Origin of the sequence: Bradyrhizobium sp. CCGE-LA001 (genome assembly GCF_000296215.2) — a bacterium.
Taxonomy (GTDB): domain Bacteria; phylum Pseudomonadota; class Alphaproteobacteria; order Rhizobiales; family Xanthobacteraceae; genus Bradyrhizobium.
This window is the reverse complement of the sequence record NZ_CP013949.1, coordinates 5,492,541-5,515,909: the sequence shown is the minus strand read 5'-3', so window position 1 is coordinate 5,515,909 and position 23,369 is coordinate 5,492,541. Positions and strand designations below refer to the sequence as shown.

17 protein-coding genes are annotated in these 23,369 nt (G+C 64.8%); 11 read left to right on the top strand and 6 right to left on the bottom strand.

The window, feature by feature from the left end; translation table 11 throughout:
- Positions 1-9 precede the first annotated feature (9 nt).
- Together BCCGELA001_RS25775 and BCCGELA001_RS25770 are read left to right on the top strand one after the other, a co-directional pair.
- Entirely contained in the window at positions 10-816 is an 807-nt protein-coding gene (locus BCCGELA001_RS25775) for an SDR family NAD(P)-dependent oxidoreductase (protein ID WP_008555443.1), read from the top strand.
- 161 nt (positions 817-977) lie between these two features.
- Positions 978-3,068, top strand: a complete 2,091-nt coding sequence (locus tag BCCGELA001_RS25770) for a molybdopterin oxidoreductase family protein (RefSeq protein ID WP_008555441.1) — start codon at positions 978-980, stop codon at positions 3,066-3,068.
- A 190-nt stretch (positions 3,069-3,258) separates the two neighbouring features.
- Here BCCGELA001_RS25770 and BCCGELA001_RS25765 read toward each other — a convergent pair whose 3' ends face one another.
- Positions 3,259-4,644 carry a caspase family protein gene (locus BCCGELA001_RS25765; RefSeq protein ID WP_008555439.1) on the bottom strand — a complete coding sequence of 462 codons (1,386 nt, stop codon included), beginning with the start codon at positions 4,642-4,644 and terminating at the stop codon, positions 3,259-3,261.
- Positions 4,645-4,805: 161 nt separating this feature from the next.
- Here BCCGELA001_RS25765 and BCCGELA001_RS25760 point away from each other — a divergent pair, with 161 nt between their 5' ends.
- Complete coding sequence (locus BCCGELA001_RS25760; RefSeq protein WP_060736628.1) at positions 4,806-5,588, top strand: enoyl-CoA hydratase/isomerase family protein; 783 nt, start codon at positions 4,806-4,808, stop codon at positions 5,586-5,588.
- A gap of 162 nt (positions 5,589-5,750) precedes the next feature.
- Here BCCGELA001_RS25760 and BCCGELA001_RS25755 read toward each other — a convergent pair whose 3' ends face one another.
- The 3 genes from BCCGELA001_RS25755 to BCCGELA001_RS25745 all read right to left on the bottom strand — a co-directional run bounded on the left by BCCGELA001_RS25755 (position 5,751) and on the right by BCCGELA001_RS25745 (position 9,992).
- On the bottom strand, positions 5,751-6,179 hold the full coding sequence (locus BCCGELA001_RS25755) for a GlcG/HbpS family heme-binding protein (RefSeq protein WP_060736627.1): 429 nt from the start codon (positions 6,177-6,179) through the stop codon (positions 5,751-5,753).
- Positions 6,172-9,147: an FAD-binding and (Fe-S)-binding domain-containing protein gene (locus BCCGELA001_RS25750; protein WP_060736626.1), complete on the bottom strand. Its 2,976-nt coding sequence runs from the start codon at positions 9,145-9,147 to the stop codon at positions 6,172-6,174. The genes BCCGELA001_RS25755 and BCCGELA001_RS25750 overlap by 8 nt, the downstream gene beginning before the upstream one ends.
- A gap of 107 nt (positions 9,148-9,254) precedes the next feature.
- Positions 9,255-9,992 (bottom strand): GntR family transcriptional regulator, encoded by a 738-nt coding sequence (locus BCCGELA001_RS25745; protein ID WP_060736625.1) that lies wholly within the window; start codon positions 9,990-9,992, stop codon positions 9,255-9,257.
- Positions 9,993-10,126: 134 nt separating this feature from the next.
- Here BCCGELA001_RS25745 and BCCGELA001_RS25740 point away from each other — a divergent pair, with 134 nt between their 5' ends.
- The 7 genes from BCCGELA001_RS25740 to BCCGELA001_RS25710 all read left to right on the top strand — a co-directional run bounded on the left by BCCGELA001_RS25740 (position 10,127) and on the right by BCCGELA001_RS25710 (position 17,904).
- Complete coding sequence (locus BCCGELA001_RS25740) at positions 10,127-11,329, top strand: pyridoxal-phosphate-dependent aminotransferase family protein (protein WP_008555414.1); 1,203 nt, start codon at positions 10,127-10,129, stop codon at positions 11,327-11,329.
- Positions 11,330-11,470: 141 nt separating this feature from the next.
- A complete protein-coding gene (locus tag BCCGELA001_RS25735; RefSeq protein ID WP_060736624.1) occupies positions 11,471-12,670 on the top strand; it encodes a pyridoxal-phosphate-dependent aminotransferase family protein in 1,200 nt (399 codons plus the stop codon).
- A gap of 29 nt (positions 12,671-12,699) precedes the next feature.
- Positions 12,700-13,497, top strand: a complete 798-nt coding sequence (locus tag BCCGELA001_RS25730; RefSeq protein ID WP_060736623.1) for an enoyl-CoA hydratase/isomerase family protein — start codon at positions 12,700-12,702, stop codon at positions 13,495-13,497.
- Between the two features lie 149 nt (positions 13,498-13,646).
- Complete coding sequence (locus BCCGELA001_RS25725; protein WP_442855180.1) at positions 13,647-14,627, top strand: Bug family tripartite tricarboxylate transporter substrate binding protein; 981 nt, start codon at positions 13,647-13,649, stop codon at positions 14,625-14,627.
- A gap of 175 nt (positions 14,628-14,802) precedes the next feature.
- The gene (locus BCCGELA001_RS25720) at positions 14,803-15,345 is read left to right on the top strand and encodes a tripartite tricarboxylate transporter TctB family protein (protein ID WP_008555393.1); all 543 of its coding nucleotides are present in this window, start codon (positions 14,803-14,805) and stop codon (positions 15,343-15,345) included.
- Between the two features lie 12 nt (positions 15,346-15,357).
- Complete coding sequence (locus BCCGELA001_RS25715; protein WP_008555390.1) at positions 15,358-16,875, top strand: tripartite tricarboxylate transporter permease; 1,518 nt, start codon at positions 15,358-15,360, stop codon at positions 16,873-16,875.
- Positions 16,876-17,031: 156 nt separating this feature from the next.
- Positions 17,032-17,904 (top strand): outer membrane protein, encoded by an 873-nt coding sequence (locus BCCGELA001_RS25710; RefSeq protein ID WP_008555389.1) that lies wholly within the window; start codon positions 17,032-17,034, stop codon positions 17,902-17,904.
- Positions 17,905-18,033: 129 nt separating this feature from the next.
- Here BCCGELA001_RS25710 and BCCGELA001_RS25705 read toward each other — a convergent pair whose 3' ends face one another.
- Both BCCGELA001_RS25705 and BCCGELA001_RS25700 read right to left on the bottom strand, forming a co-directional pair.
- Entirely contained in the window at positions 18,034-19,227 is a 1,194-nt protein-coding gene (locus BCCGELA001_RS25705) for a CaiB/BaiF CoA transferase family protein (RefSeq protein WP_060736621.1), read from the bottom strand.
- 114 nt (positions 19,228-19,341) lie between these two features.
- Positions 19,342-19,656, bottom strand: a complete 315-nt coding sequence (locus tag BCCGELA001_RS25700) for a hypothetical protein (RefSeq protein ID WP_060737831.1) — start codon at positions 19,654-19,656, stop codon at positions 19,342-19,344.
- A gap of 227 nt (positions 19,657-19,883) precedes the next feature.
- Between BCCGELA001_RS25700 and BCCGELA001_RS36160 the strand changes: the two genes are divergently transcribed.
- Positions 19,884-23,198: a M10 family metallopeptidase C-terminal domain-containing protein gene (locus tag BCCGELA001_RS36160; protein WP_083543388.1), complete on the top strand. Its 3,315-nt coding sequence runs from the start codon at positions 19,884-19,886 to the stop codon at positions 23,196-23,198.
- Positions 23,199-23,369 lie beyond the last annotated feature (171 nt).

Here is a 23,369-nt window from a genome sequence, read left to right as displayed (position 1 = left end):
ACACTATCAGTGACGGACTATCGCAAGCTCTTCGATCTCACCGGCAAGACCGCAGTCGTGCTCGGCGCCGCGTCCGGCATCGGCAAATCGTCGGCCGAGGCCTTGGCCGGGCTCGGCGCCCGCGTTGTCTGCGCCGATCGCGCGCGCGATGCGGCGGAAGCGACCGCAGCCGGCATTCGGGAGAAGGGCGGCTGGGCGGAGGCAGCTTCGTGCGACGCCGCAAGCGCGGCGGACGTCGGCGCGCTCGCGAAGATCGTGACGCAGAAATTCCCGCGGCTCGACATCGCCGTGACGACACCGGGACTCAACATCCGCAAGACCATCCTGGATTACACCGAGGAGGATCTCGACCGCGTCCTCAACCTCAACGTCAAGGGCACGGTCTTCTTCTTCCAGGCCTTCGGCCGTATCATGGTGGAGCAGAAGGGCGGCAGCATCATCGCCTGCTCCTCGGTGCGCGCGGTGACGATCGAGCCGGGCCTCGGCGTCTATGGTTCGACCAAGGCGGCGATCGGTCTTTTGGTGAAGGGCTTCGCCTCCGAGGTCGGCCATGCCGGCGTGCGCGTCAACGCTATCGCGCCGAGCATTGCCGAGACCGCGCTGACCGGCCCGTTCAAGCAGCGCCCCGACATCTACAATCTCTATGCCGGCCATACCGTGTTCAACCGCTGGAGCAGCGCCGACGAGGTCGCCACCGCAGTGGCCTATCTCGCCTCGGACGCCGCGAGCTATGTCAGCGGCAGCACGCTGTTTGTCGATGGCGGCTGGACCGCTGTCGACGGCCCGCCGACCGGGCTCACCCAGCTGCACAAATAGGGCAGGGGCGAGCTGGCCCGGGATTGCCCTGTGCGCAACGGTGGCGTCGTCTTCGCAGGCGCAGCAGGAACCTCGGGCGCGCGCGGAATGAGCAAAATCGCATGGGCATTGCCGGATAAATGCCCTCGGCTGGCAGGTATTTTGGTGTTACGAATCTGGCCATGAACCAGCACGCCAAGATCGAAATCCGCCATTCGACCTGCCCGCATGATTGCCCGTCGGCCTGCGCGCTCGATGTCGAGGTGGTTGAAGGCCGCAGCATCGGCCGCGTCCGAGGTTCGAAAAAGCAGACCTATACGGCCGGTGTCGTCTGCGCCAAGGTCGCCCGCTACGCCGAGCGCATCCATCACCCTGACAGGGTGACGTTTCCGATGCGCCGCGTTGGCCCGAAAGGCTCCGGGCAATTCGCGCGGATCTCCTGGGACGAGGCGCTCGACGAGATCGCGGACCGCTTCAACCAGGCCGAGCGCGAGTTCGGCGCGGAATCGATCTGGCCCTATTACTATGCCGGCACCATGGGCCTGGTGATGCGCGACGGCCTCAACCGTCTCACCCATGTGAAGAAATATTCGCGCTTCTATCAGACCATCTGCGCCAATGTCGCGCGCATCGGCTTCGCGATCGGCACCGGCAAGATCGCCGGCGTCGATCCCCGCGAGATGGCGCTGTCCGATCTCGTCGTGATCTGGGGCACCAATCCGGTCAACACCCAGGTCAACGTGATGACGCACGCCGCCCGCGCGCGCAAGGAACGTGGCGCGAAGATCGCCGCGGTCGACATCTACGACAACGACACCATGAAGCAGGCCGACATCAAGATCATCCTGCGGCCCGGCACCGACGGCGCGTTTGCCTGCGGCGTGATGCATGTCCTGTTCCGTGACGGCTACGCCGACCGCGCCTATATGGACAAATACACCGATTGCCCCGCCGAGCTCGAGGCGCATCTGAAGACGCGCACGCCGGAATGGGCTTCCGCTATCTGCGGCGTGCCGGTGTCGGAGATCGAGGCCTTCGCCAAAGCGGTCGGCGAGACCAAGCGGACGTTCCTGCGTCTCGGTTACGGCTTCACCCGCTCGCGCAATGGCGCGACGCAGATGCATGCCGCGCTGTGCATCCCCGCGGTGTCGGGCGCCTGGCAATATGAAGGCGGCGGCGCCTTCTTCAACAATTTCGCGCTGTGGCACTTCAACGAATCCATCATCGAAGGCCATGATGCAATCGACAAGACCATCCGCGCGCTCGACCAGTCGCAGGTCGGCCGCATCCTCACTGGCGATGCCGAAGCCTTGCTGGGCAAGGGTCCGGTCAAGGCCATGCTGATCCAGAACACCAATCCGATGACAGTGGCGCCGGAACAGGCGCTGGTGCGGCAGGGCTTTGCGCGCGAGGACCTGTTCGTCGTGGTGCACGAGCAGTTCATGACCGAGACCGCCGAGATGGCCGACATCGTGCTGCCGGCGACCATGTTCATGGAGCACGACGATCTCTATTACGGCGGCGGCCATCAGCACATCTCGGTCGGACCGAAGCTGATCGACCCGCCCGGCGAGTGTCGTTCCAACCATGAGGTGTTGCAGGCGCTGGCGCCGCGGCTCGGCGCAAAGCATCCGGGCTTCGAGATGACGCCGCGCGAGCTGATCGACGCGACGCTGAAGCTGAGCAATCACGGTGACATCGCCGGCCTCGAAGCCGATATCTGGCGCGACCTGCAGCCGGATTTCCGCACCTCGCATTATCTCGACGGCTTTGCCCATGCCGACAAGAAATTCCACTTCAAGGCCGATTGGGCGCATCCGCCATTTGGCCAGACCATGGGCGACTACGACAAGATGCCTGATCTGCCGGACCATTGGGCGGTGATCGAGCACGCCGACCAGGCTCATCCGTTCCGGCTCGCGACCAGCCCCTCGCGCAGCTTCCTCAACACCACCTTCAACGAGACGCCGTCCTCGCAGGCGCGCGAGGGCAGGGCAAGCGTGATGATCCACCCCCTTGACGCGGCTGCGCTCGACATCGCCGATGGCGATGCGGTGACGCTCGGCAACGGCCGCGGCGAGACCACGCTGATCGCAACACTGTTCGAGGGCGTGCGGCGCGGCGTGCTGATCGCCGAATCCGTTCATCCGAACAAGGGCCATATCGGCGGCCGCGGCATCAACATGCTGACCGGCGCGGATACGATCGCGCCGATCGGCGGCGCCGCATTCCACGACAACAAGGTCTGGATCAGGAAGGCTGTTTCCGTCTAATCGGCCATCCTTCGAGACGCCCGCCGTCGGCGGGCTCCTCAGGATGAGGACGGAGCGCGTGGCAGCCAATTCAAAGGGCACCGGCGCTGATGAGCCTCATCCTGAGGAGACCGCGAAGCGGTCGTCTCGAAGGACGAGGCGCTGGCTCAGGCGTCGCCGAGGAGCGTAGCTACATTTGCGGAGCGTTTCCTCAGGGCACGCACTCCGTCACACCGTACCCTACGAACTCCTTCGCGATATCGGGGTTCATCGCCTTCGCCTGCGCAATGTCTGTGGCGCCGTCGCCGCCGCTCTTGCGGGCGGCGATGCCGCGCCCGAACAGCGAGGACGAGGAGCGCGGGTTGCGCTGGATCGCGTCGGTGTAGTCCTTGATCGCCTCGGTTGTGCGTCCGAGCCTGAGGTTGACGAGACCGCGGCTGTCGAGGGCATCGCTCAGTCCGGGGTCGATCTGGAGCGCGCGATTGCAGTCGGCGAGCGCGCCTTGCAGATCGCCGGTCGCAGCCCGGGTCCAGCACCGGTTGTTCAGCGCTTCCGCATCGCCGGGCGCGCGGCGGATCACCGCGTCGAAATCCTGCATGGCGAGCGCGTAGGCGCGCTTGATCGCATAGACCTGGCCGCGCTTGTAGCGTGAGGCGACATCATTGGCATTCGACGCAATCTTGCGGCTGAGGTCGGCGATGACGGGATCTCTTGCAAGGTCGTCCGCGGTCGGGGCAGGCGCGGCTTGCGGCACCTCGCAGATTGGCTTTTGCGGCTCCTGTTTCTGCACGTCCGGCTTGGTTAGCGGCTTATCGTCCGGTGGCCGTGTGGCAGCACCCGCAAACGAGAATTCCGTCGTCAGCGAGGATGACAGCCAGGGCACCTGCTCGCGGTTGGTGGCGGCGACGACGCCGTTCTTGGTGTTGGCCAGAGCCTGCTCGGCGCTGATCTTCGGTGCGCGCATCTCGCGCAGCAGTTCGGCGACGAACAGGCTGCGGTCGGTCTTGCCGGTGGGCGCGACTGCACCGAGCGCGGCTGAGTAGAGCACCAGCGAATTGTTCGGCGCGATCGCGGGCGCGAGGCCCGCCGAATAGCGGCGGAAGCGCCGCTCGAACGGGTTGCGGCGGGAGGCGTCGATCAGCGCGATCTTGATCGCGGCACCGCGCGTGTTCATCTCGGCGATGATGGCGTCGAGGCTGAAGCCGTCGCGCGAGACATCAGGCTCGGTCCAGACCTGCGCGTCGACCGGCAGCAGATAGGTCTGGCGGTTGGACTGGATGCCGAAACCGTCGAAGAAGATCAGCGCCACCGCCCCGCGCTCGATGCGGGCATAGAAGCGATCCAGCGCCCGCCGCATGGCATCGCCCGTGACGTTGCTCTGGCTGTCGACGACGAAACCGGCGCGCTTCAAATCCTCAGCGACGTCCTGTGCATCGTTGGCGACGTCGCTGAGCACGGATTCGTTGTCCGGATATCTGGCGTTGCCGATCACCAGCGCGATCTTCGCGGCATCGGCTGCGCGGCTGGCGGTGCCGCCGCTCAGCATGACCAGGCCTGCCAGCAACAACAGAAATGCAGCGCGCATGAAATGGCTCATCAGCGGAATCTCCAGTCAGGATAGCGGGCACATCCCGTAGTTCAATCGACAAGCGAAGTTGCGCCCACACGCTATGATGACGGGCATCGCAGATTGCCCTTGCGCGCACTGCCCGACCTGCCGCAAATGGCTGCAAACGGGAGCAAGGAAGCGAGCGAGCCATGACCAACACCACTGGCGTCATCACCGAGAAGCGCGGGCAGGCGCTCTGGATCACCATTAATCGGCCGGAGAAACGCAACGCGTTGAACGGCGACGTGATCGCCGGCATCACCAAAGGCTATCGCGACGCGCATGACGACAAAGACGTCCGCGTCATCGTGCTGACGGGCGCGGGCGACAAGGCGTTCTGCGCGGGCGCCGATTTGCAAAATTCCGGCGCGGCTTTCGCGATGGATCATTCCAAACCAAATGTCGACTATGCTGATCTGTTACGTTTGTCACAGAACTCCACCAAACCGGCGATTGCGCGGGTCGCCGGCGTCTGCATGGCCGGCGGCATGGGCCTTCTGTGCATGACCGACATGGCGGTTGCGGCCGACCACGTCGTCTTCGGCCTGCCGGAGGTAAAGGTCGGGGTTTTCCCGATGCAGGTGCTGAGCCTGCTCCAGCGCATCGCGCCGCCCCGCCTCGTCAACGAATGGGCTCTCACCGGCGAGCCGTTCGATGCCAGGGCCGCGCAGGCTGCAGGCCTCCTCAACTACGTCGTGCCCACCGCCGAGCTCGACGCCAAGGTCGACTGGTTGATCAGCCGCATCGTCGACAAATCGCCGACCGCGATCCGCCGCGGCAAATACGCCATGCGCGCGATCGCCGCGATGTCGTTCGACGAGAGCATCGCCTACACCGAAAGCCAGATCGCGCTGCTGGCGATGACCGAAGACGCCAAGGAAGGCCTGAAGGCGTTCAGCGAGAAGAGGAAGCCGGTCTGGACGGGAAGGTGAGGGCGGAACTAGCCCCACGGTCATGCCCCGCGAAGGCGGGGCATCCAGTACGCCGCGGCTCATCCGTATCCTCGCATTGTCTCGGAGTACTGGATCGCCCGCCTTCGCGGGCGATGACACCTGGAGTTGGACTCACGCGCGCTCCAAGCTCGCAGTAGCATCTCACCCCGCGTTGGCCTTCAGCCCTGCCGCCTGGATGCCCGCAACCGCGCAGGCTTCGTCATTGTCGGAGGTGTCGCCGGAAACGCCGACGGCGCCGAGCAATGTCGCGCCGTCCATGATCAGGACGCCGCCGGGGACCGGCACCAGCGCGCCCTTGGCGATCGTGTTCACGGCATCGATGAAATAGGCTTGCTCCTGCGCGCGCTGGAACAAAGCGCGCGAGCCCATGCCCATGGCGAGGGCGCCATAGGCCTTGCCGTGCGCGATCTCGGCGCGCATCAGGCTGGTGCCGTCCTGCGCGGCGGCTAGCTTGAGCACGCCGCGTGCATCGAGGATGGTGACGACCAGCGGCTTCAGCTTCAGCTCGCCGGCCTTGGCGAAGGCGGCGTCGAGGATCTTGCGGGCGATGTCGAGCGTGAGGTCAGCCATGGCTGGGTTCCTTTGCAGCTGGAGAAGTGGAGTTGGTGTCGGCGCAATCGAGGCTCATCGCCAGCACGCGGGCGACGTGGAGCGCTTCGCGCTGGGCGCCGTCGTGGATCTGGTGCCGGCACGAGGTGCCGTCGGCAACGACGAGCGTATCTCTGTCCGCGCGCCGCACGGCCGGCAGCAGCGATAGTTCGGCCATCTCGATCGAGGCGTCATAGGTGTCCGCACCGTAGCCGAAGGCGCCCGCCATGCCGCAGCAGCTGGACTCGATGGTCTCGACCTTCAGGCCCGGCACGAGGCGCAGCACCTGCTCGACCGGCTTGAAGGCGCCGAAGGATTTTTGGTGGCAATGGCCGTGCACAATCGCTTTGTCGGCGATGGTACCGAGCGGCAATTGCAGCCGGCCGGCCTCGGCCTCGCGCACCAGGAATTCCTCGAAGGTCAGCGCGTGGGCGCCGACCGCCTTGGCGTCATTGTCCTTGCGCAGCGAGGCAAGCTCGTCACGCAGCGTCAAGAGGCAGCTCGGCTCCAGGCCCACGATCGGCACGCCGCGGGCGGCGTAGGGCGCGAAGGCGGTTACCAGCCGGTCGAGCTCCGCCCTGGCTTCATCGACGAGACCGGCTGAAAGGAATGTGCGACCGCAGCAGAGCGGACGGTCGCCGCTCGCGAGTTTCGGCAGATGCACGCGATAGCCGCCCGCCACGAGCACGCGCAACGCGGCCTCGAGGTTCTCGCGCTCATAGATGCGATTGAACGTATCCGCGAAAAGAACGATCTCGCGTCCTGTCTCGGAGCCGACGCTGTCAGCCGGAGGCACGAACACGTCGCTGCGGAAGGCGGGTAGCGCCCGCCGCGCGCTGATGCCGGCAAAGCGCTCGAACAGTCTTCGCAACAGCGGACTGTTGTTGCGGAGATTCGCCAGCGGTGCAAAGCGCGACGCGAGACCGGCATAGCGCGGGAGATAACCGACCAGCCGGTCGCGCAGCGTCAGGCCGTGAGAGCCGACGCGCGCGGCGAGCACCTCGATCTTCATCTTGGCCATGTCGACGCCGGTCGGGCACTCGTGGCGGCAGGCCTTGCAGGAGACGCAGAGCTTGAGGGTCTCCATCATCTCGTCGGAGGAAAGTGCATCGGGACCGAGCTGGCCGGAGATGGCGAGGCGGAGCGTGTTGGCGCGGCCGCGCGTGACGTCCTTCTCGTTGCGCGTCGCGCGGTAGGACGGGCACATCACGCCGCCTTCCAGCTTGCGGCAGGCGCCGTTGTTGTTGCACATCTCGACCGCGCCCTGGAAACCGCCGCCGGCACCGGGGTAGGCCGACCAGTCGAGCCTGGTCTTCAGCTCGCCGACGCGATAGTCCGGCTTGAAGCGGAACAGCGAGCGGTCGTCCATCCTGGGCGCATCGACGATCTTACCTGGATTGAGCACGCCGCCCGGATCAAAGCGCTGCTTCACTTCCTTGAAGTCGGCGACGAGACGCTCGCCGAACATGGTCCCGTGGAATTCGGAACGCACCAGGCCGTCGCCGTGCTCGCCGGAATGCGAGCCCTTGTATTCGCGCACCAGCGCAAACGCTTCTTCGGCGATGGCGCGCATCGCCTTGACGTCCTTCTCCAGCTTCAGGTTCAGCACGGGTCGCACATGCAGGCAGCCCTCGGAGGCGTGCGCATACATCGTGCCGCTGGTGCCGTGTTTGGCAAACACCTCGCTCAGCCGCGCGGTGTAGTCGGCGAGGTGGGGCAGCGGCACAGCGCAGTCCTCGACAAAGGAGACCGGCTTGCCCTCCTGCTTCATCGACATCATGACGTTGAGGCCGGCGGCGCGGAAATCGGCGATGCCGCTCTGCAGCGCCGGTTCTGATATCTCGACCACGCCGCCCCATTTGCGCGTGTCGTTGTTCCAGCCGAAGCCGAGATCGCCCATGAGCTCGCCGAGCTGCTTGAGCCGCATTAGGTTATCCGCCTGGTCCTCCTCGGCGAACTCGACCACCAGCACCGCATCCGGATCGCCCTTGATCGCGGCGGAGATGATCGGCCTGAACATCGCGATGTCGCGGCCGAGCGCGATCATGGTGCGGTCGACCAGCTCGACCGCGATCGGCTTCAGCTTGACCAGATGCTGAGCCGCGTCCATCGCCTCGTAGAAGCTGCCGAAATGGCAAACGCCGAGCGCCTTGTTGCGGATCACCGGCCACAGCTTCAGCTCCACCTTCGTGGTGAAGGCCAACGTGCCCTCGGAGCCGACCAAGAGATGCGCCATGTTGTTCGGCGCATTGCGCGGCACCAGCGCATCGAGATTGTATCCGCCGACGCGGCGCTGCACCTTGGGAAAGCGCGCCGCGATCTCCTCGGCCTCGCGCGCGCCGAGATCGAGCATGTCGCGGAACAGGGCGCGCGCACTGTCGCCGGCCTCGACATCGGAGAGATCGCGCGAGACCTCGCCGAAGCGGCTCAGCGTGCCGTCGGCAAGCGCCGCTTCCATCGACAGCGTGTTGTCGCGCATGGTGCCGTAGCGCAGGCTGCGGCCGCCGCAGGAATTGTTGCCGGCCATGCCGCCGATGGTGGCGCGCGAGGCCGTGGAGACATCCACCGGAAACCACAGGCCGTGCTTCCTAAGCTGCCGGTTGAGGTCATCAAGCACGATGCCGGGCTCGACCACGCAGGTCCGGTTCTCGACGTCGAGCGACAGGATCCGGTTGAGGTGCTTGGAGAGATCAACCACGAGCCCGTCATTGACGGTCTGGCCGCATTGCGAGGTGCCGCCACCGCGGGGGGTGACCTTCAGACCCTCGTCACGGGCGATCGCCATGGCCCGCAAGGCCTCGTCCATGGTCCGGGGCACCACCACGCCGGCCGGCATGATCTGATAGAACGAGGCGTCGGTGGCGTAGCGGCCGCGGCTGAAGCCGTCGAATAGGACGTCGCCGGTGGTTTCCGCGCGCAGGCGCCGTTCGAGCGAGGAGGCGTTCGTCATCCCTGATCCCGGACTGATCCAGCGAGCTGGCCCAGCCTTGCTGCGTTATCCATATCGGTTCTTGGTCGGTTATATTGTGAATTCAAAATGAGCAAGCTGGCCGTCCCTCAGGGCGCGGCTGGCGCGCCTTCTTCGGCCTCGGCGAGGTGCTCGATAGCCGCCGCACGCTTGTTGCGCAGGTGCTGGAACAGGATGTCGCTGAGCTCGCTTGCGGCCCGGCGGCGCAGGGCATCGAGGATGGCCTCGTGCTCGCGCATCGCCTCGGCCCAGCGCTGCCGCTTGCGGGCGAAATTGGCGGAGTAGCGGACGCGGCGGATCCGGCCGGCGAAATTGGCATAGGCCGTCTTCAGCGTCTCGTTGCGCGCGGCTGCGACGATGCTCTCGTGGATGCGCTGGTTGGCCTGGAAATAGCCGTGCATGTCGCGATGCAGATAGTGACCGTACATCTCGTAATGCAGCTGCTCGATCGCGGTGATTTCCGCATCCGTAATGGCTTCGCAGGCGAGGCGCCCGGCCAGGCTCTCCAGTCCCGCCATCACGTCGAACAGCTCCTCGAGGTCGTGCTGGTTGAGCTGGCGCACGCGCGCGCCGCGGTTGGGCAATAGCTCGATCAGGCCCTCGGCGGCGAGCACCTTGAGCGCCTCGCGCAGTGGGGTGCGGGAAATGCCGAGCATCTCGCACAGCTGTCGCTCGGGAACGCGAGCTCCTTCCGGGATGTTGCCCTCGACCACGTAGTCGCGCAGCCGCAGCAGGATCTCACCATGCAGCGAGGCCTCCTGGCGGTCGCCGCCATTAGCGGCGGGCGGGGCGATCGGAACCCCGCTGTCGGGAATCGTGGATTTCATTTGCAGCACACTAGTTTGGCCGTCTGGCCCCGTCGACGATCACAATCGAATACCAAATTCTGATTGAAAGGACAAAAAATGAATGCAAAATAGGACTTCAAAAGCCGGTCCGAACTGCCGACTGGGAGGTTTTCATGCATCAGGGACGCCATTTCCTGCAGATTCCGGGTCCAAGCCCGGTCCCCGAGCGCGTCCTGCGCGCCATGGACATGCCCGTCATCGACCACCGCAGCGTCGAGTTCGGCGAGCTCGGCCGTACCGTGCTCGAAGGCAGCCAGAAGATCTTCCAGACCCAAGCTCCCGTCGTGATTTTTCCCTCCTCGGGGACGGGGGCCTGGGAGGCCGCGATCGTCAACACGCTCTCGCCCGGCGACAAGGTGCTGATGGTCGAGACCGGCCATTTCGCCACGATGTGGCGGCAGATGGCCGGCCGCTTCGGTATCGAGGTCGATTTCGTCCCGGGCGACTGGCGCCGCGGCGCCGATCCGGTCGTGATCGAGGCGAGGCTCGCCGCCGACACCGCGCACGCGATCAAGGCCGTCATGGTCGTTCACAACGAGACCTCGACCGGCGCGACGAGCCGCATCGCCGAGATCCGCGCCGCGATCGACCGCACCTCCCATCCGGCGCTCCTGATGGTCGACACCATCTCCTCGCTCGGCTCGGTCGACTATCGCCACGACGCATGGAAGGTCGACGTCAGCGTCAGCTGCTCGCAGAAGGGGTTCATGCTGCCGCCCGGCCTTGGCTTCAACGCGATCTCGGAGAAGGCGCTGGCGGCGTCCAAAACCAACAGGATGCCACGCTCCTATTTCGACTGGGAGGAGATGCTCAAGCCCAACGCCAAGGGCTTCTTCCCCTACACGCCCGCGACCAATCTGCTCTACGGCCTGCGCGAGGCGATCGCGATGCTGCTGGAGGAGGGGCTCGACAACGTCTTCGCAAGGCATCAGCGGCTCGCGGCCGCGACCCGGGCCGCCGTCAGTCATTGGGGCCTCGAGATCCTCTGTCAGGAGCCGGCCGAGTATTCACCGGTGCTCACGGCGGTGCTGATGCCGCCGGGGCATGACGCCGACCAGTTCCGAAAGGTGGTGCTCGACAATTACAACATGTCGCTCGGCTCGGGCCTGTCCAAGGTCGCAGGCAAGGTCTTCCGCATCGGCCATCTCGGCGAATGCAACGCGCTGACACTGCTCGGTGCGCTCACCGGGGTCGAGATGGGCCTGTCGGTCGCCGGCGTGCCGCACCGCGCCGGCGGCGTCGACGTCGCGATGAAGCTGCTGGAGCAGCGCCCGCAGGGCAATGCCTCGCCGCATCTGAAGATCGTCGGCACCTAAGGGGTGGTCGCGATGGAAGGGATGGCAGGCGAGGGCAGGCCGGTCCGCCATGCATGGACGGACCCTTTCGAGAGGGGACAAGCCGGTCAAATGGTGCTATTCGGCGCCCACCAAACCAAGGCTAGACCGGGAAGGACGCCGATGACCGTGCATACTGGAAGGCATTTCCTACAGATTCCAGGACCGACCAATGTGCCCGACCGCGTGCTGCGCGCGATGGACATGCCGACGCTGGACCATCGTGGTCCGGAGTTCGCCGAGCTCGGTTTCGCGGTCCTCGCCGCGATGCAGCGCGTGTTCCGCACCAAGCAGCCCGTGATCATCTTCCCCTCGTCCGGTACTGGCGCCTGGGAAGCGGCGATGGTCAACGTGTTCGCGCCCGGCGACAAGGTGCTGATGTGCGAGACGGGCCAGTTCGCCGTGCTGTGGCGCGGCATCGCCGACAAGTTCAAGCTCGACGTCGACTTCATCCCAAGCGACTGGCGCCATGGCGCCGACCTTGCCGAGATCGAGAAGCGCCTCGTCGCCGACAAGCAGCATGCGATCAAGGCGGTCTGCGTCGTCCACAACGAGACCTCGACCGGCTGCGTGACTCCGCCGCTGGAGGTGCGCAAGCTGCTCGATCGCGTCAAGCATCCGGCGCTCTTGATGGTCGATACCATCTCCGGCCTCGGTTCCATGGAGTACGAGCACGACGCCTGGGGCATCGACGTCTCCGTCGCAGGCTCCCAGAAGGGCCTGATGCTGCCGCCCGGTCTCGGCTTCAACGCCGTCTCGGAGAAGGCGCTCAATGTGGCGAAAGCCAATCCCGGCATGCGCTCCTACTGGGACTGGCAGGAGGTCATCAGCTTCAACAAGCTCGGCACCTTCCCCTACACGCCCGCGACGAATTTGCTCTATGGCCTGCGCGAAGCCGTGAAGATGCTGGAGGAGGAGGGGCTGGAGAACGTCTGGTCCCGCCACAAGCGCCACAGCGCCGCGACGCGCGCCGCGGTCAAGGTCTGGGGCCTGGAGACGCAATGCGCCGATCCTGCCGCGCATTCGCCGGCGCTGACCGGCGTGCGCGTTCCTGATGGTCACGATGCCGACGCCTTCCGCAAGGTGGTGCTGGAAAACTTCGACATGTCGCTCGGCACCGGCCTGAACAAGGTCAAGGGCAAGGTGTTCCGCATCGGACATATCGGCCATTTCAACGATCTGATGCTGATGGGCACGCTCGCCGGCGTCGAGATGGGGCTCGATCTCGCCAAGATCCCGCACCGGAGCGGTGGGGTTTTGGCGGCCATGGACGTCCTGAAGGGGCGCGATGCGGTGCCGATGGCCCAAGCTCAGGTGGCCTGAACTAAATTGGAAGAAGAAGTGAGCGCGCGATGAACCTACCTGCGACGACGAACGAAGACCTGCTCTACTCCGTCCAGGAGGGCATCGCGCGGATCACCTTCAACCGCCCGCAGGCGCGCAACGCCATGACCTTCGCCATGTATGACCGCATGGCGGAGATCTGCCAGGAGATCAACGCCGATCGCTCGATCAAGGCGCTGATCCTGACCGGCGCCGGCGACAAGGCGTTCGCCTCCGGCACCGACATCTCGCAATTCCGCGCCTTCAAGACCGCGCAGGACGCGCTCGACTACGAGGCCCGCATCGACCGGGTGCTCGGCACGCTCGAGCAGTGTCGCGTGCCCGTGATCGCGGCCATCGCCGGCGCCTGCACCGGCGGCGGTGCCGGCATCGCGGCCTGCTGCGACCTGCGCATCGGCACCGAGACGACGCGGATGGGCTTTCCGATCGCGCGCACGCTCGGCAACTGCCTGTCGATGTCGAACATCAGCCGCGTCGTCGCGCTGGTCGGTCCCGCCCGCACCAAGGATCTGATCTTCAAGGCGCGCCTCGTCGAGGCGCAGGAAGCGCTCGCGCTCGGACTGCTCAACGAAATCGTGCCCGACGTCGAGACGCTGCAGCGCCGCGCCGACGAGACCGCAAAGCTCGTTGCCAGCCACGCGCCGCTCACGCTGGAAGCCACCAAGGAAGCGGTGCGCCGCATTCGCCGCACGCTGTCGCGCGAAGAGGGCGAGGACCTGATCCTGAAGGCCTATATGAGCGAAGATTTCCGCGAAGGCATGGACGCCTTCCTCAACAAGCGCACGCCGAACTGGAAGGGCAGGTAAGTCTCACGGGCTTCCGGCTTCGTCAGTCGAAAGTCATAGGCGTGGAATTGCCCGTCTGCTTGAACTCGTCAGGATTAGTCCGCACTATGCAGGGATAGAATTTTCCGCACCTACAACTCAAAAAACATCAGGGGACGAAACTCGTGCGAATTCCAGTGAAAGCCGTCGGCGCTGCGACGGCGCTGTTGTTGAGCACGCCGGCGTTTGCCGGCTGGGAACCGGCAAAGCCCGTCGAGATCGTGGTGGCCGCGGGCGCGGGCGGCGCCTCCGACCAGATGGCGCGGATGATGCAGGCCGCGATCCAGAAGAACAATCTGATGAAGCAGCCGGTGGTCGTCTCGCTCAAGGGCGGGGCATCTGGCGCGGAAGCGCTGATGTACATGAAGTCCAGCGACGGCGATCCGAACAAGGTGCTGATCGCCTATTCGCTGATCTACATGTTGCCGCTGTCGGCGAAGATCCCGTTCAACTGGCGCGAGCTGACCCCGGTCTCGGTGATCGCGCTCGACCAGTTCGTGCTGTGGGACAACAGCGCAGGCCCCAAGACGGTGAAGGAGTTCGTCGCGGCCGCGAAGGCTGCAAGCTCGCCGTTCAAGATGGGCGGCACCGGCTCCAAGCGCGAGGACCACGTGCTGACCGTCTTCCTGGAGCAGAAGACCGGCGCGAAATTCTCCTATCTGCCCTACAAGTCCGGCGGCGAGGCCGCGACCCAGTTGGTCGGCAACCACACCGAAGCCAACGTCAACAACCCGTCCGAAAATCTCGAAGTCTGGCGAGCGGGCCAGGTGCGTCCGCTCTGCGTGTTCGACAAGGAGCGGATCGCCTACACCACCAAGGTGACGGAGACGCAGTCCTGGGCCGACATCCCGACCTGCAAGGAGGAGGGCGTCGACGTCCAGTACCTGATGCTGCGCGCGATGTTCCTGCCCGGCAAGGTCACGCCGGAGCAGCAGGCGTTCTACGTCGATCTCTTCCACAAGGTGACGCAGACCGCCGAGTACAAGGAGTACATGGAGAAGCAGGCGTTGAAGCCGATCTTCCTCACCGGCAAGGACATGGTGCAATTCCTCGAGGAGGACGATGCCATCAACAAGTCGCTGATGACGGAAGCCGGATTCGTCGCGAAGTAGCGGTCTTCGCCTCTGCGCGCCGGCGGGAGAGGTCGCATCGCATCGTCGGATGCAATGCGGGTGAGGGGGCGCCCCGCGAGTCCCATTCTCACCGATCCCGCGGCGCCTCCTCTTCACCCCGACCCTCTCCCTGCTGGGGAGAGGGAAATTGAACGCACTCCGTTCCTGACAGAGCATGTCCCAAACCGATCTTGAAATCGTTGTCGACGACCCCACCGCGCCCGAAGAGGACTCCCCCTCCGTCGTTTCCTCCGGCACGATCGAGATTATCGTCTGCCTGCTGCTGCTGGCCCTTGCCGTCACGCTCGGCTACGACAATTGGCGCACCGGCGCGGCCTGGGATGCGACCGGGCCCGAGCCCGGCTATTTCCCGTTCTACCTCTCCATCATTCTCGGCGGCGGCAGCCTCTACGGCCTTGTCGCGGCGCTGGGCGCGCACCGCGCGGCGCGCGAGACCTTCGTCACGCGTGCGCAAGCCCGCCGCGTGATGGCGGTGTTCGTGCCGACGCTGCTGTTCTGCCTGGCGATGCAGTTCCTCGGCCTCTATGTCGCGAGCTTCCTGCTGATCTCCGGCTTCATGCGCTTTGTCGGCAAGATCGCGCTGTGGAAGTCGCTGCTCACAGCTTTCGTCTTCACGGCGATCATGTTCGTCACCTTCGATGTCGCCTTCGACGTCATCATGCCGAAAGGGCCGCTCGAAGCGGCCTTCGGACGCTAGGACGGGTCCGCGATGGAAGCTCTCGGTCTCCTGCTTCACGGCTTCGCCGTCCTGCTGACGTGGAAGACGCTCATGCTGATGATGGTCGGGCTGGTGCTCGGCATCTTCGTCGGCGTGCTGCCGGGCCTCGGCGGCCCCAACGGCGTGGCGATCCTGTTGCCGCTCACCTTCACGATGGATCCGACATCCGCGATCGTGATGCTGTCCTGCATCTATTGGGGCGCGCTGTTCGGCGGCGCGATCACCTCGATCCTGTTCAACATCCCCGGCGAGGCCTGGTCGGTCGCGACCACGTTCGACGGTTATCCGATGGCGCAGCAGGGCAGGGCGGCGGAGGCGCTGACTGCGGCGTTCACCTCCTCCTTCATCGGCTCGCTGGTCGCGGTGATGCTGATCACCTTCCTCGCGCCGATGATCTCCTCCTTCGCCTTGAAGTTCGGCCCGCCCGAGTTCTTCGCGGTGTATCTCTTGACCTTCTGCTCCTTCGTCGGCCTCGGCCGCGAGGCCAAGCACAAGACCGTCATCTCGATGTCGCTCGGCCTGCTGCTCGCCGGCGTTGGCATGGATACGGTGTCCGGCCAGTTGCGCATGACCTTCGGCTCGGCCGAGTTGCTCCGCGGCATCAACTTCCTGGTCGCCGTCATCGGCCTGTTCGGCATCAGCGAGATCCTGCTGACGATGGAGGAGCGGCTGGCGCTGCGCGGACATGCGGCGAGCATCTCGCTCCGCGTCGTCCTCGGCGTCTGGCGGGACCTGCCGAAATATTGGATGACGCTGCTGCGCTCCTCCTTCATCGGCTGCTGGCTCGGCATCACCCCGGGCGGCGCGATCGCGGCCTCTTTCATGGGCTACAATCTGGCAAAGCGCTTCGCCAGGGAGCCCGAGGGCTTCGGCAAGGGCCGCATCGAAGGCGTGTTCGCGCCCGAGACGGCGGCGCATGCCTCCGGCACCGCCGCCTTGCTGCCGATGCTGGCGCTCGGCATTCCCGGCTCCGGCACCGCCGCGATCCTGCTCGGCGGCCTGATGGTGTGGGGCCTCAATCCCGGCCCGCTGCTGTTCGTCGAGCACAAGGATTTCGTCTGGGGCCTGATTGCCTCGATGTATCTCGGCAACGTCGTCGGCCTCGTCCTGGTGCTGACGACGGTGCCGATCTTCGCCTCGATCCTGCGCGTGCCATTTGCTGCGGTGGCGCCGATGATCGTAGTGTCCTGTGCAATCGGCGCGTATGCGATCCAGAACGCGATGTTCGACATCTGGCTGATGCTGGGCTTCGGCATCGTCGGCTATGTCTTCAAGAAGATCGGCATTCCGCTGGCGCCGTTCACCCTGGCGCTCGTTCTCGGCAACCGCGCCGAGGATGCCTTCCGCCTGTCGATGATCGGCTCTGGCGGCAACCTGAAGGTGTTCTGGTCGAACGGGCTGGTCGGCTCGATCACCACGCTGGCGATCTTGCTGTTGTTCTGGCCGGTGATCGACGGACTGCTCGCCCGTGTCGGATTGACGCAGCGGGCTAAGGCGGTGCAGAGCTAGGAAAAAGCCTAGATAGTTCAGTTGTATAAGGGGATGTCGCCGTAGTCCTAGGCGGCACACGCCCCGATTGTTTTCGATTGTTGCGCGCCCGGCACAGCCCTCCGACGACTCTCCGCGTATATTTTCATCACGAAATTGTGCGGAAGGGGAATGTCCATGAAGCGGATTGTGATTGGAATGGCGACGGCAATGTCGCTGTTCGCGACGGGCGCGCTGGCCGCCGATATCGCGGCAAGGCCTTATGCCAAGGCGCCTATCGCCGATCCCGTCTGGAGCTGGACCGGCTTCTACGTCGGCGCCAATGGCGGCTATAGCTGGGGCCGTTCGCGCACCGACGTATCCTACTTCAATTCGGCCACTGGCCTCCCCATCGCACCTCCGGCCGGCTCCATCAGCAGTGGATCGTTCGACATGAACGGCGGCGTCGCGGGTGCCCAGGCGGGCTACAACTGGCAGAATGCCAACTGGGTCTATGGCATCGAGGGCGACCTGCAATGGTCGGGTGAGAGGGGCAGCTCCGCCTTTGTCTGCGCCGGCAGCGCCGTCTTCCCGATCGCCGGGCCCTGTCTTCCCGGCCTGACCTTCCTTCCGGCCGGCGCCGGGACGAACACGGTTCTGACGGTCGATCAGCACCTCCAGTGGTTCGGCACCCTCCGTGGTCGCGTCGGCATCCTGGCGACCCCGAAGGTCCTGTTCTACGGCACCGGCGGTCTGGCCTTCGGCGAGATCAAGACCACGGGCACCATGACCGGCTTCACCCCAGCTGGCGTAGCCATTGCATCGATCGGCACGAACTCGACGACGCGCGCGGGCTGGACCCTCGGCGTGGGTGTCGAAGGCAAGATCACGCAGAACTGGAGCGCCAAGCTCGAATATCTCTACATGGATCTCGGGCGCTTCTCGTCCGGTCCGTTCACGTTGGCACCGCTCTCCACGGTCAGTGCCAACGTCTCATCGCGCTTCACCGACCACATCCTGCGCGCCGGCATCAATTACCAGTTTGGCGGCCCGATCGTCGCGAAGTACTGAGAACAACAAAGGCGTCAACGAGAAGCAAAGCCCGGCTCGCGCCGGGCTTTGTCGTTTCCGATTTGGCTGCCGCGGGAGCAACGCGCGCGTCGTCTCGCGGTCCTCTTCCTTCGACGTCGAGCGAGACGCTCACACCACCTTGGCATCCCGGAGCTTCGCGATCTCGTCCGCACTGAGGCCGAACTCCTTCAGCACCTCGTCGGTCTGCTCGCCGAATTCCGGCGGCCGCGCCACCATCCGGCTCGGCGTGCGGGACAATGTGACGGGCTGGCCGACCAGGCGGATGTGGCGGTCATCGTCGCTCGGCACGTCCTGCGCGATGCCGAGATGCCTGACCTGCGCGTCCTCGAACATCTGGTCGATGGCGTAGATCGGCCCGCAGGGTACGCCCGCCTCGTTGAGCTCCCGGACCCAGGTTTCGGTCGACTTCGTCACCGTGCGCTTCTCGATCTGGGCATTGAGCGCGTCGCGGTTCTTGGAGCGGGCAGGGGCCGTCGCGTAGTCGGGATGGGCATAGAGCTCCGGGGCGCCGATCGCCTGCGCGCAGCGCTCCCAGATCCGCCCGCCCGTGGTGGCGATGTTGATGTAGCCGTCCGAGGTCCTGAACACGCCGGTCGGGATGCTGGTCGGGTGGTTGTTGCCGGCTTGCTTGGCGACCTCCTTCTCCATCAGCCAGCGCGCGGCCTGGAAGTCGAGCATGAAGATCTGGGCCTGGAGCAGCGAGGTCTGCACCCACTGGCCCTTGCCCGAGACCTCGCGCTCGAGCAGCGCGGTGAGGATGCCCATGGCGCAGAACAGGCCGGCGGTGAGGTCGGCGACGGGAATGCCCACCCGCATCGGGCCTTGGCCCGGTGCGCCGGTGATCGACATCAGCCCGCCCATGCCTTGGGCGATCTGATCGAAGCCGGGCCGCTTGTGATAGGGACCATCCTGGCCGAAACCGGAGATGCTGCCATAGACGATGCGCGGGTTGATCGCAGCGAGGCTGTCGTAGTCGATCCCGAGCTTCTTCTTCACGTCGGGCCGGAAATTCTCGACCACGACATCGGCCTTGGCGGCGAGGCGCTTGAACAGCGCGAGCCCGCGCTCGTCCTTCAGGTTCAGCGTCATGGCCCGCTTGTTGCGGTGCAAATTCTGGAAGTCGGAACCCCGTCGCGGCCCGCCCGGCTGCTCGCCGCCGGCATCTTCGGTCAGCGCGTCGATCTTGATCACGTTGGCGCCCCAGTCCGCGAGCTGCCGAACGCAGGTCGGCCCGGAGCGGACGCGGGTCAGATCGAGCACGGTGAAGCGCGACAGGGCTTCTGAGGCATGCGGAAAGGGCATCGTGAAAAGGCTCCGGGACGGATTGCGGGCCCACCATAGTGCCGAAAGACCGTGCGACAAGTCTGGGCCGGCGCGGATGCTGCCTGTCGAAATGCCATGGCTGGCGCGAAGGGATCAGCGCGACAGGCGCTTCAGTTCCGCGCGCGCCTGCTCGGCCAGCGGGGCGTCGCCGTGGCGCGCAATGAACAGCTCGAACGCCTCCCGAGTTCCTTTCCGACGCGCGGCTTCGTACTCTTCCGCCACCGCAACGGAAGGATCGCGAGCCATCGGCATGGAGGGCGCACGGCCCGCCTTGCCGCTGTCCTTGCCGCGGTCGTCTGCTTTGGCTTTCCCGCTCATGACGAACTGTTCTCCCATGGACAGACGATCCTGCCCGACGACCACCGCGAGGATCCCGAGGAGACCGGCTGAGAGGAAGCCAAGTTTCATCATTCTCCTCCCGATATCATCGCGTAGGCTGAACCTCGCGTTTCCGGGTCCGGCCCCGTACGATTACGGAATCGCTCGGCCCGTATGACTACTGGATGTGTTGGCTAATGCGCTCTTATGGAAGAGTGCCAGGCACAGGTGCCAAATTTAAGCCAAACGTTTACCTCTGAAGCTAGAATCATTCGTCCTTGCTCGAATCACGCGATGGGTAGTTCCGGAGATTTCCATTGGCCACCGCTGTCAACGTCAGTGCCACGAACAATGCCGAGATCGACGGCCTGCTGTCCGGCTACAAATGGTCCGGCGCGATCACCTACAGCTTTCCCGACGCGGCCAGCGACTATCCCAATCCCTATTACGGCGGCAGCGGCGAGCCGACCACCTCGGGCTTTGCCTCGACGCCCACCCAGATCCAGACGGCGATCAACTACGCGATCGGATTGATCCTCGGCTACACCAACGCGGACATCCAGTACGCGGGAACGAACGGCGCCGACATCATGGTCGCGCAGTCCCCGGCGGCCAACCCGACCGCCTACGCCTACTATCCCGGAAACTACGCCTCCGGTGGCGACATCTGGTTCGGGACCCAGTACAATTTCTCGCTCGCCAAGCTGGGTAATTACTATTTCACGACCGCGCTGCACGAGCTCGGTCACGCTCTCGGCCTCAAGCACAGCCAGGAGGCGGGCGGCCCCGGCAACGTCGCGGTGCCGAGCGTGCACGACAGCAGCGAATATACCGTCATGAGCTATCGCAGCTATGTCGGTGCCTCGACCACGGGTGGCTACACCAACGAGGCGTACGGGTTTTCGCAGACCTATATGGCCAACGACATCCTCGCGCTTCAGACCATGTATGGCGCGGACTTCACGACCCAGAGCAGCAACACGGTCTACACCTGGAATCCGACCACGGGGCAGGAATTCATCAACGGCGTCGGACAGCTCGCGCCGGGCGGCGGCCTCGGCGGCTCGGCCAATCGCATATACGAAACGGTCTGGGACGGCGGCGGCGTCGACACCTACGACCTGTCGAACTACACGACGAATTTGAGCATCAACCTCAATCCCGGTGCGGCGTCGTTGTTCTCTTCCGTGCAACTGGCCAATCTCGGCAACGGCCACTACGCATCGGGCAACGTCTACAACGCCTATCTCTACAACGGCGACGCGCGCTCCTACATCGATAACGCCATCGGCGGGTCCGGCAACGATACACTGGTGGGCAACGCGATCGGCAACGCGTTGAACGGCGGCGGCGGCAACGACACGATGACAGGCGGTGCGGGCAACGACGCCATCAATGGCGGTTCGGGCACCGACACCGCGGTGTTTTCGGGCAGCCGGTCCAATTATCTCGTCTCGTACAACGCAGCCACCCAGACATTCACTCTGACGGACCAGCGCGGTGGCGCGCCCGATGGCACCGACACCGTCACCGGCGTCGAAAATTTCCAGTTTGCGGGTATCACCGTCAGCAGTTCTAACCTCCTGCCCAGCGGGACCGATACGTTCGGATCGACGACCGTCGCCCTGACGAGTGGCCTCTACTACCTGAACAACATCTCGACTGGCGCCGGACCGACCCTGAAATACGGCGGCGCGGCAGTGATCGCGGCCAACTACAGCACATGGTCGGTCATCGGCGCCGAGAAGGTGACGGGCGGCGGGTACGACGTGGTCTGGAAGAACGCGGCGAACGCGCATTATTCGGTCTGGAGCACGGACAGCAACGGCAATTTCCTCACGACTCTCGGCTCGGCTCCTGAAATGCTGGGGACTGATGCAGCGCTGAAAGCGCTGGAGCCGACGCTGCAGCAGGATCTCAACGGCGATGGCACGATCGGCCTGCCTGTCATCCCCGGAGTCATGATCGAATCGTTCGGATCGACCGCATCGGTCCTGAACGGCGGCAACTACTACATGATCGACCTCGCAACCGGCACCGGCCCCACCCTGAAATCTGGTGGCGCTGCGGTGATCGCGGCCAATCAGGGCACGTGGGCGGTCATTGGCGCCGAGAAGGTAACCGGCGGCGGCTATAACGTGGTCTGGAAGAACTCGGCGGACTCACACTACAAGGTCTGGAGCACAGACAGCGCCGGCAACTTCCTTACGACTCTCGGCTCGGCTCCCGAGATGCTGGCGACCGATGGATCGCTGAAAGGTTTGGAGCCGACTCTGCAGCAGGATCTCAACGGTGACGGCAGGATCGGCTCGCCTGTCATCCTCGGCGTCACGATCGAGGCGTTCGGATCGACCGCGGCAGCCCTGTATAGCGGCAACTATTACCTGGACGACCTCTCGACCGGCACCGGACCGACCCTGAAATATGCCGGTGCAGCGGTGATCGCGGCCAATTACGGCACGTGGTCGGTCATCGGCGCCGAGAAGGTGACCGGCGGCGGTTACGACGTGGTGTGGAAGAATTCGGCGAACGGGCATTATTCCGTCTGGAGCACGAACAGCAGCGGCAACTTCCTCACGACTATCGGGTCGGCTCCCGAGATGCTGGGAACGGATGCGGCCCTGCAGGCCCTGGAGCCGACGCTGCATCAGGATCTCAACGGCGACGGAACAATCGGGATTGTCGGTGTTCCCGTCGTCAGCGGCACCACGATTGAAGCGTTCGGATCGACCAGTGCGGTCCTTTCTGCCGACAATTACTATCTGAAAAACATATCGAGCGGGACTGGACCGGTCCTGAAATATTCCGGCGCTGCGGTGGCAGCATCCAGTTACGGCACTTGGTCGGTCATCGGCGCCGAGCAGGTGACAGGAGGCGGCTACAACGTCGCCTGGAAGAACTCGGCGGACTCACACTACATGGTCTGGAGCACGGACAGCGCCGGCAACTTTCTCAAGACTCTCGGCTCCGGGCCCGACATGCTGGGATCCGATGGATCGCTGAAAGCGTTGGAGCCGACGCTGCAGCAGGATATCAACGGCGACGGCAAGATCGGCCTGCCCGTTATGAGCGGCGTCACGATTGAGACGTTCGGATCGACCGCAGCGGCCCTGTACAGCGGCAACTATTACCTCAACGACCTCTCGACCGGCACCGGACCAACCCTGAAATATGCCGGCGCAGCGGTGATCTCGGCCAATTACAGCACGTGGTCGGTTATTGGCGCCGAGAAGGTGGCCGGCGGCGGCTACGACGTGGTCTGGAAGAACGCAGCGAATGCGCATTATTCGGTCTGGAGCACGGACAGCAACGGCAACTTCCTCGGGACTCTCGGCTCGGGTCCCGAGATGCTCGGGAACGATGCAGCGCTAAAGGCGCTGGAGCCGACTCTTCGTCAGGATCTCAATGGCGATGGCGCCGTCGGCGCGGCGCCTTGGGCCGGCGATAACTTCGTGTTCGATTCCTTTCAGGGCCCGTCGGAGGTGCCCGACCCCATGCCCGGTTGGGTTGGCGTGCAGGCCACGTCCTCATCGGCATTCGCCGACGCATCGGCGAGCCAGGATGTTGCCGGGCAGATCAGCCCGATCGATATTCTCCATGCTCTGCAAGACCAGGGCTTCCTGCTCGGCTGACGGCTCGTCGATCCGAACCGATATGCCTTCGGCGAGCGGGCTCCGATATGGAAGCACTTCGCGGCTGCATGAGGCCGACCCTGAGAATAGCCGGCCGATCAGGCTGCAACGGGACGAAAATCGCGTGCCGTCGCCATCGTGACATCATGCCCCTGTTTTGCCCGACGCGTC

Coding starts and splice junctions, on each gene's coding strand:
- BCCGELA001_RS25705 (WP_060736621.1), bottom strand. CDS start 19,227: ATGCCCTTTCCGCATGCCTCAGAAGCCCTGTCGCGCTTCACCGTGCTC.
- BCCGELA001_RS25740 (WP_008555414.1), top strand. CDS start 10,127: ATGCATCAGGGACGCCATTTCCTGCAGATTCCGGGTCCAAGCCCGGTC.
- BCCGELA001_RS25710 (WP_008555389.1), top strand. CDS start 17,032: ATGAAGCGGATTGTGATTGGAATGGCGACGGCAATGTCGCTGTTCGCG.
- BCCGELA001_RS25730 (WP_060736623.1), top strand. CDS start 12,700: ATGAACCTACCTGCGACGACGAACGAAGACCTGCTCTACTCCGTCCAG.
- BCCGELA001_RS25700 (WP_060737831.1), bottom strand. CDS start 19,656: ATGAAACTTGGCTTCCTCTCAGCCGGTCTCCTCGGGATCCTCGCGGTG.
- BCCGELA001_RS25720 (WP_008555393.1), top strand. CDS start 14,803: ATGTCCCAAACCGATCTTGAAATCGTTGTCGACGACCCCACCGCGCCC.
- BCCGELA001_RS25770 (WP_008555441.1), top strand. CDS start 978: ATGAACCAGCACGCCAAGATCGAAATCCGCCATTCGACCTGCCCGCAT.
- BCCGELA001_RS25760 (WP_060736628.1), top strand. CDS start 4,806: ATGACCAACACCACTGGCGTCATCACCGAGAAGCGCGGGCAGGCGCTC.
- BCCGELA001_RS25755 (WP_060736627.1), bottom strand. CDS start 6,179: ATGGCTGACCTCACGCTCGACATCGCCCGCAAGATCCTCGACGCCGCC.
- BCCGELA001_RS25765 (WP_008555439.1), bottom strand. CDS start 4,644: ATGAGCCATTTCATGCGCGCTGCATTTCTGTTGTTGCTGGCAGGCCTG.
- BCCGELA001_RS25715 (WP_008555390.1), top strand. CDS start 15,358: ATGGAAGCTCTCGGTCTCCTGCTTCACGGCTTCGCCGTCCTGCTGACG.
- BCCGELA001_RS25735 (WP_060736624.1), top strand. CDS start 11,471: ATGACCGTGCATACTGGAAGGCATTTCCTACAGATTCCAGGACCGACC.
- BCCGELA001_RS25745 (WP_060736625.1), bottom strand. CDS start 9,992: ATGAAATCCACGATTCCCGACAGCGGGGTTCCGATCGCCCCGCCCGCC.
- BCCGELA001_RS25750 (WP_060736626.1), bottom strand. CDS start 9,147: ATGACGAACGCCTCCTCGCTCGAACGGCGCCTGCGCGCGGAAACCACC.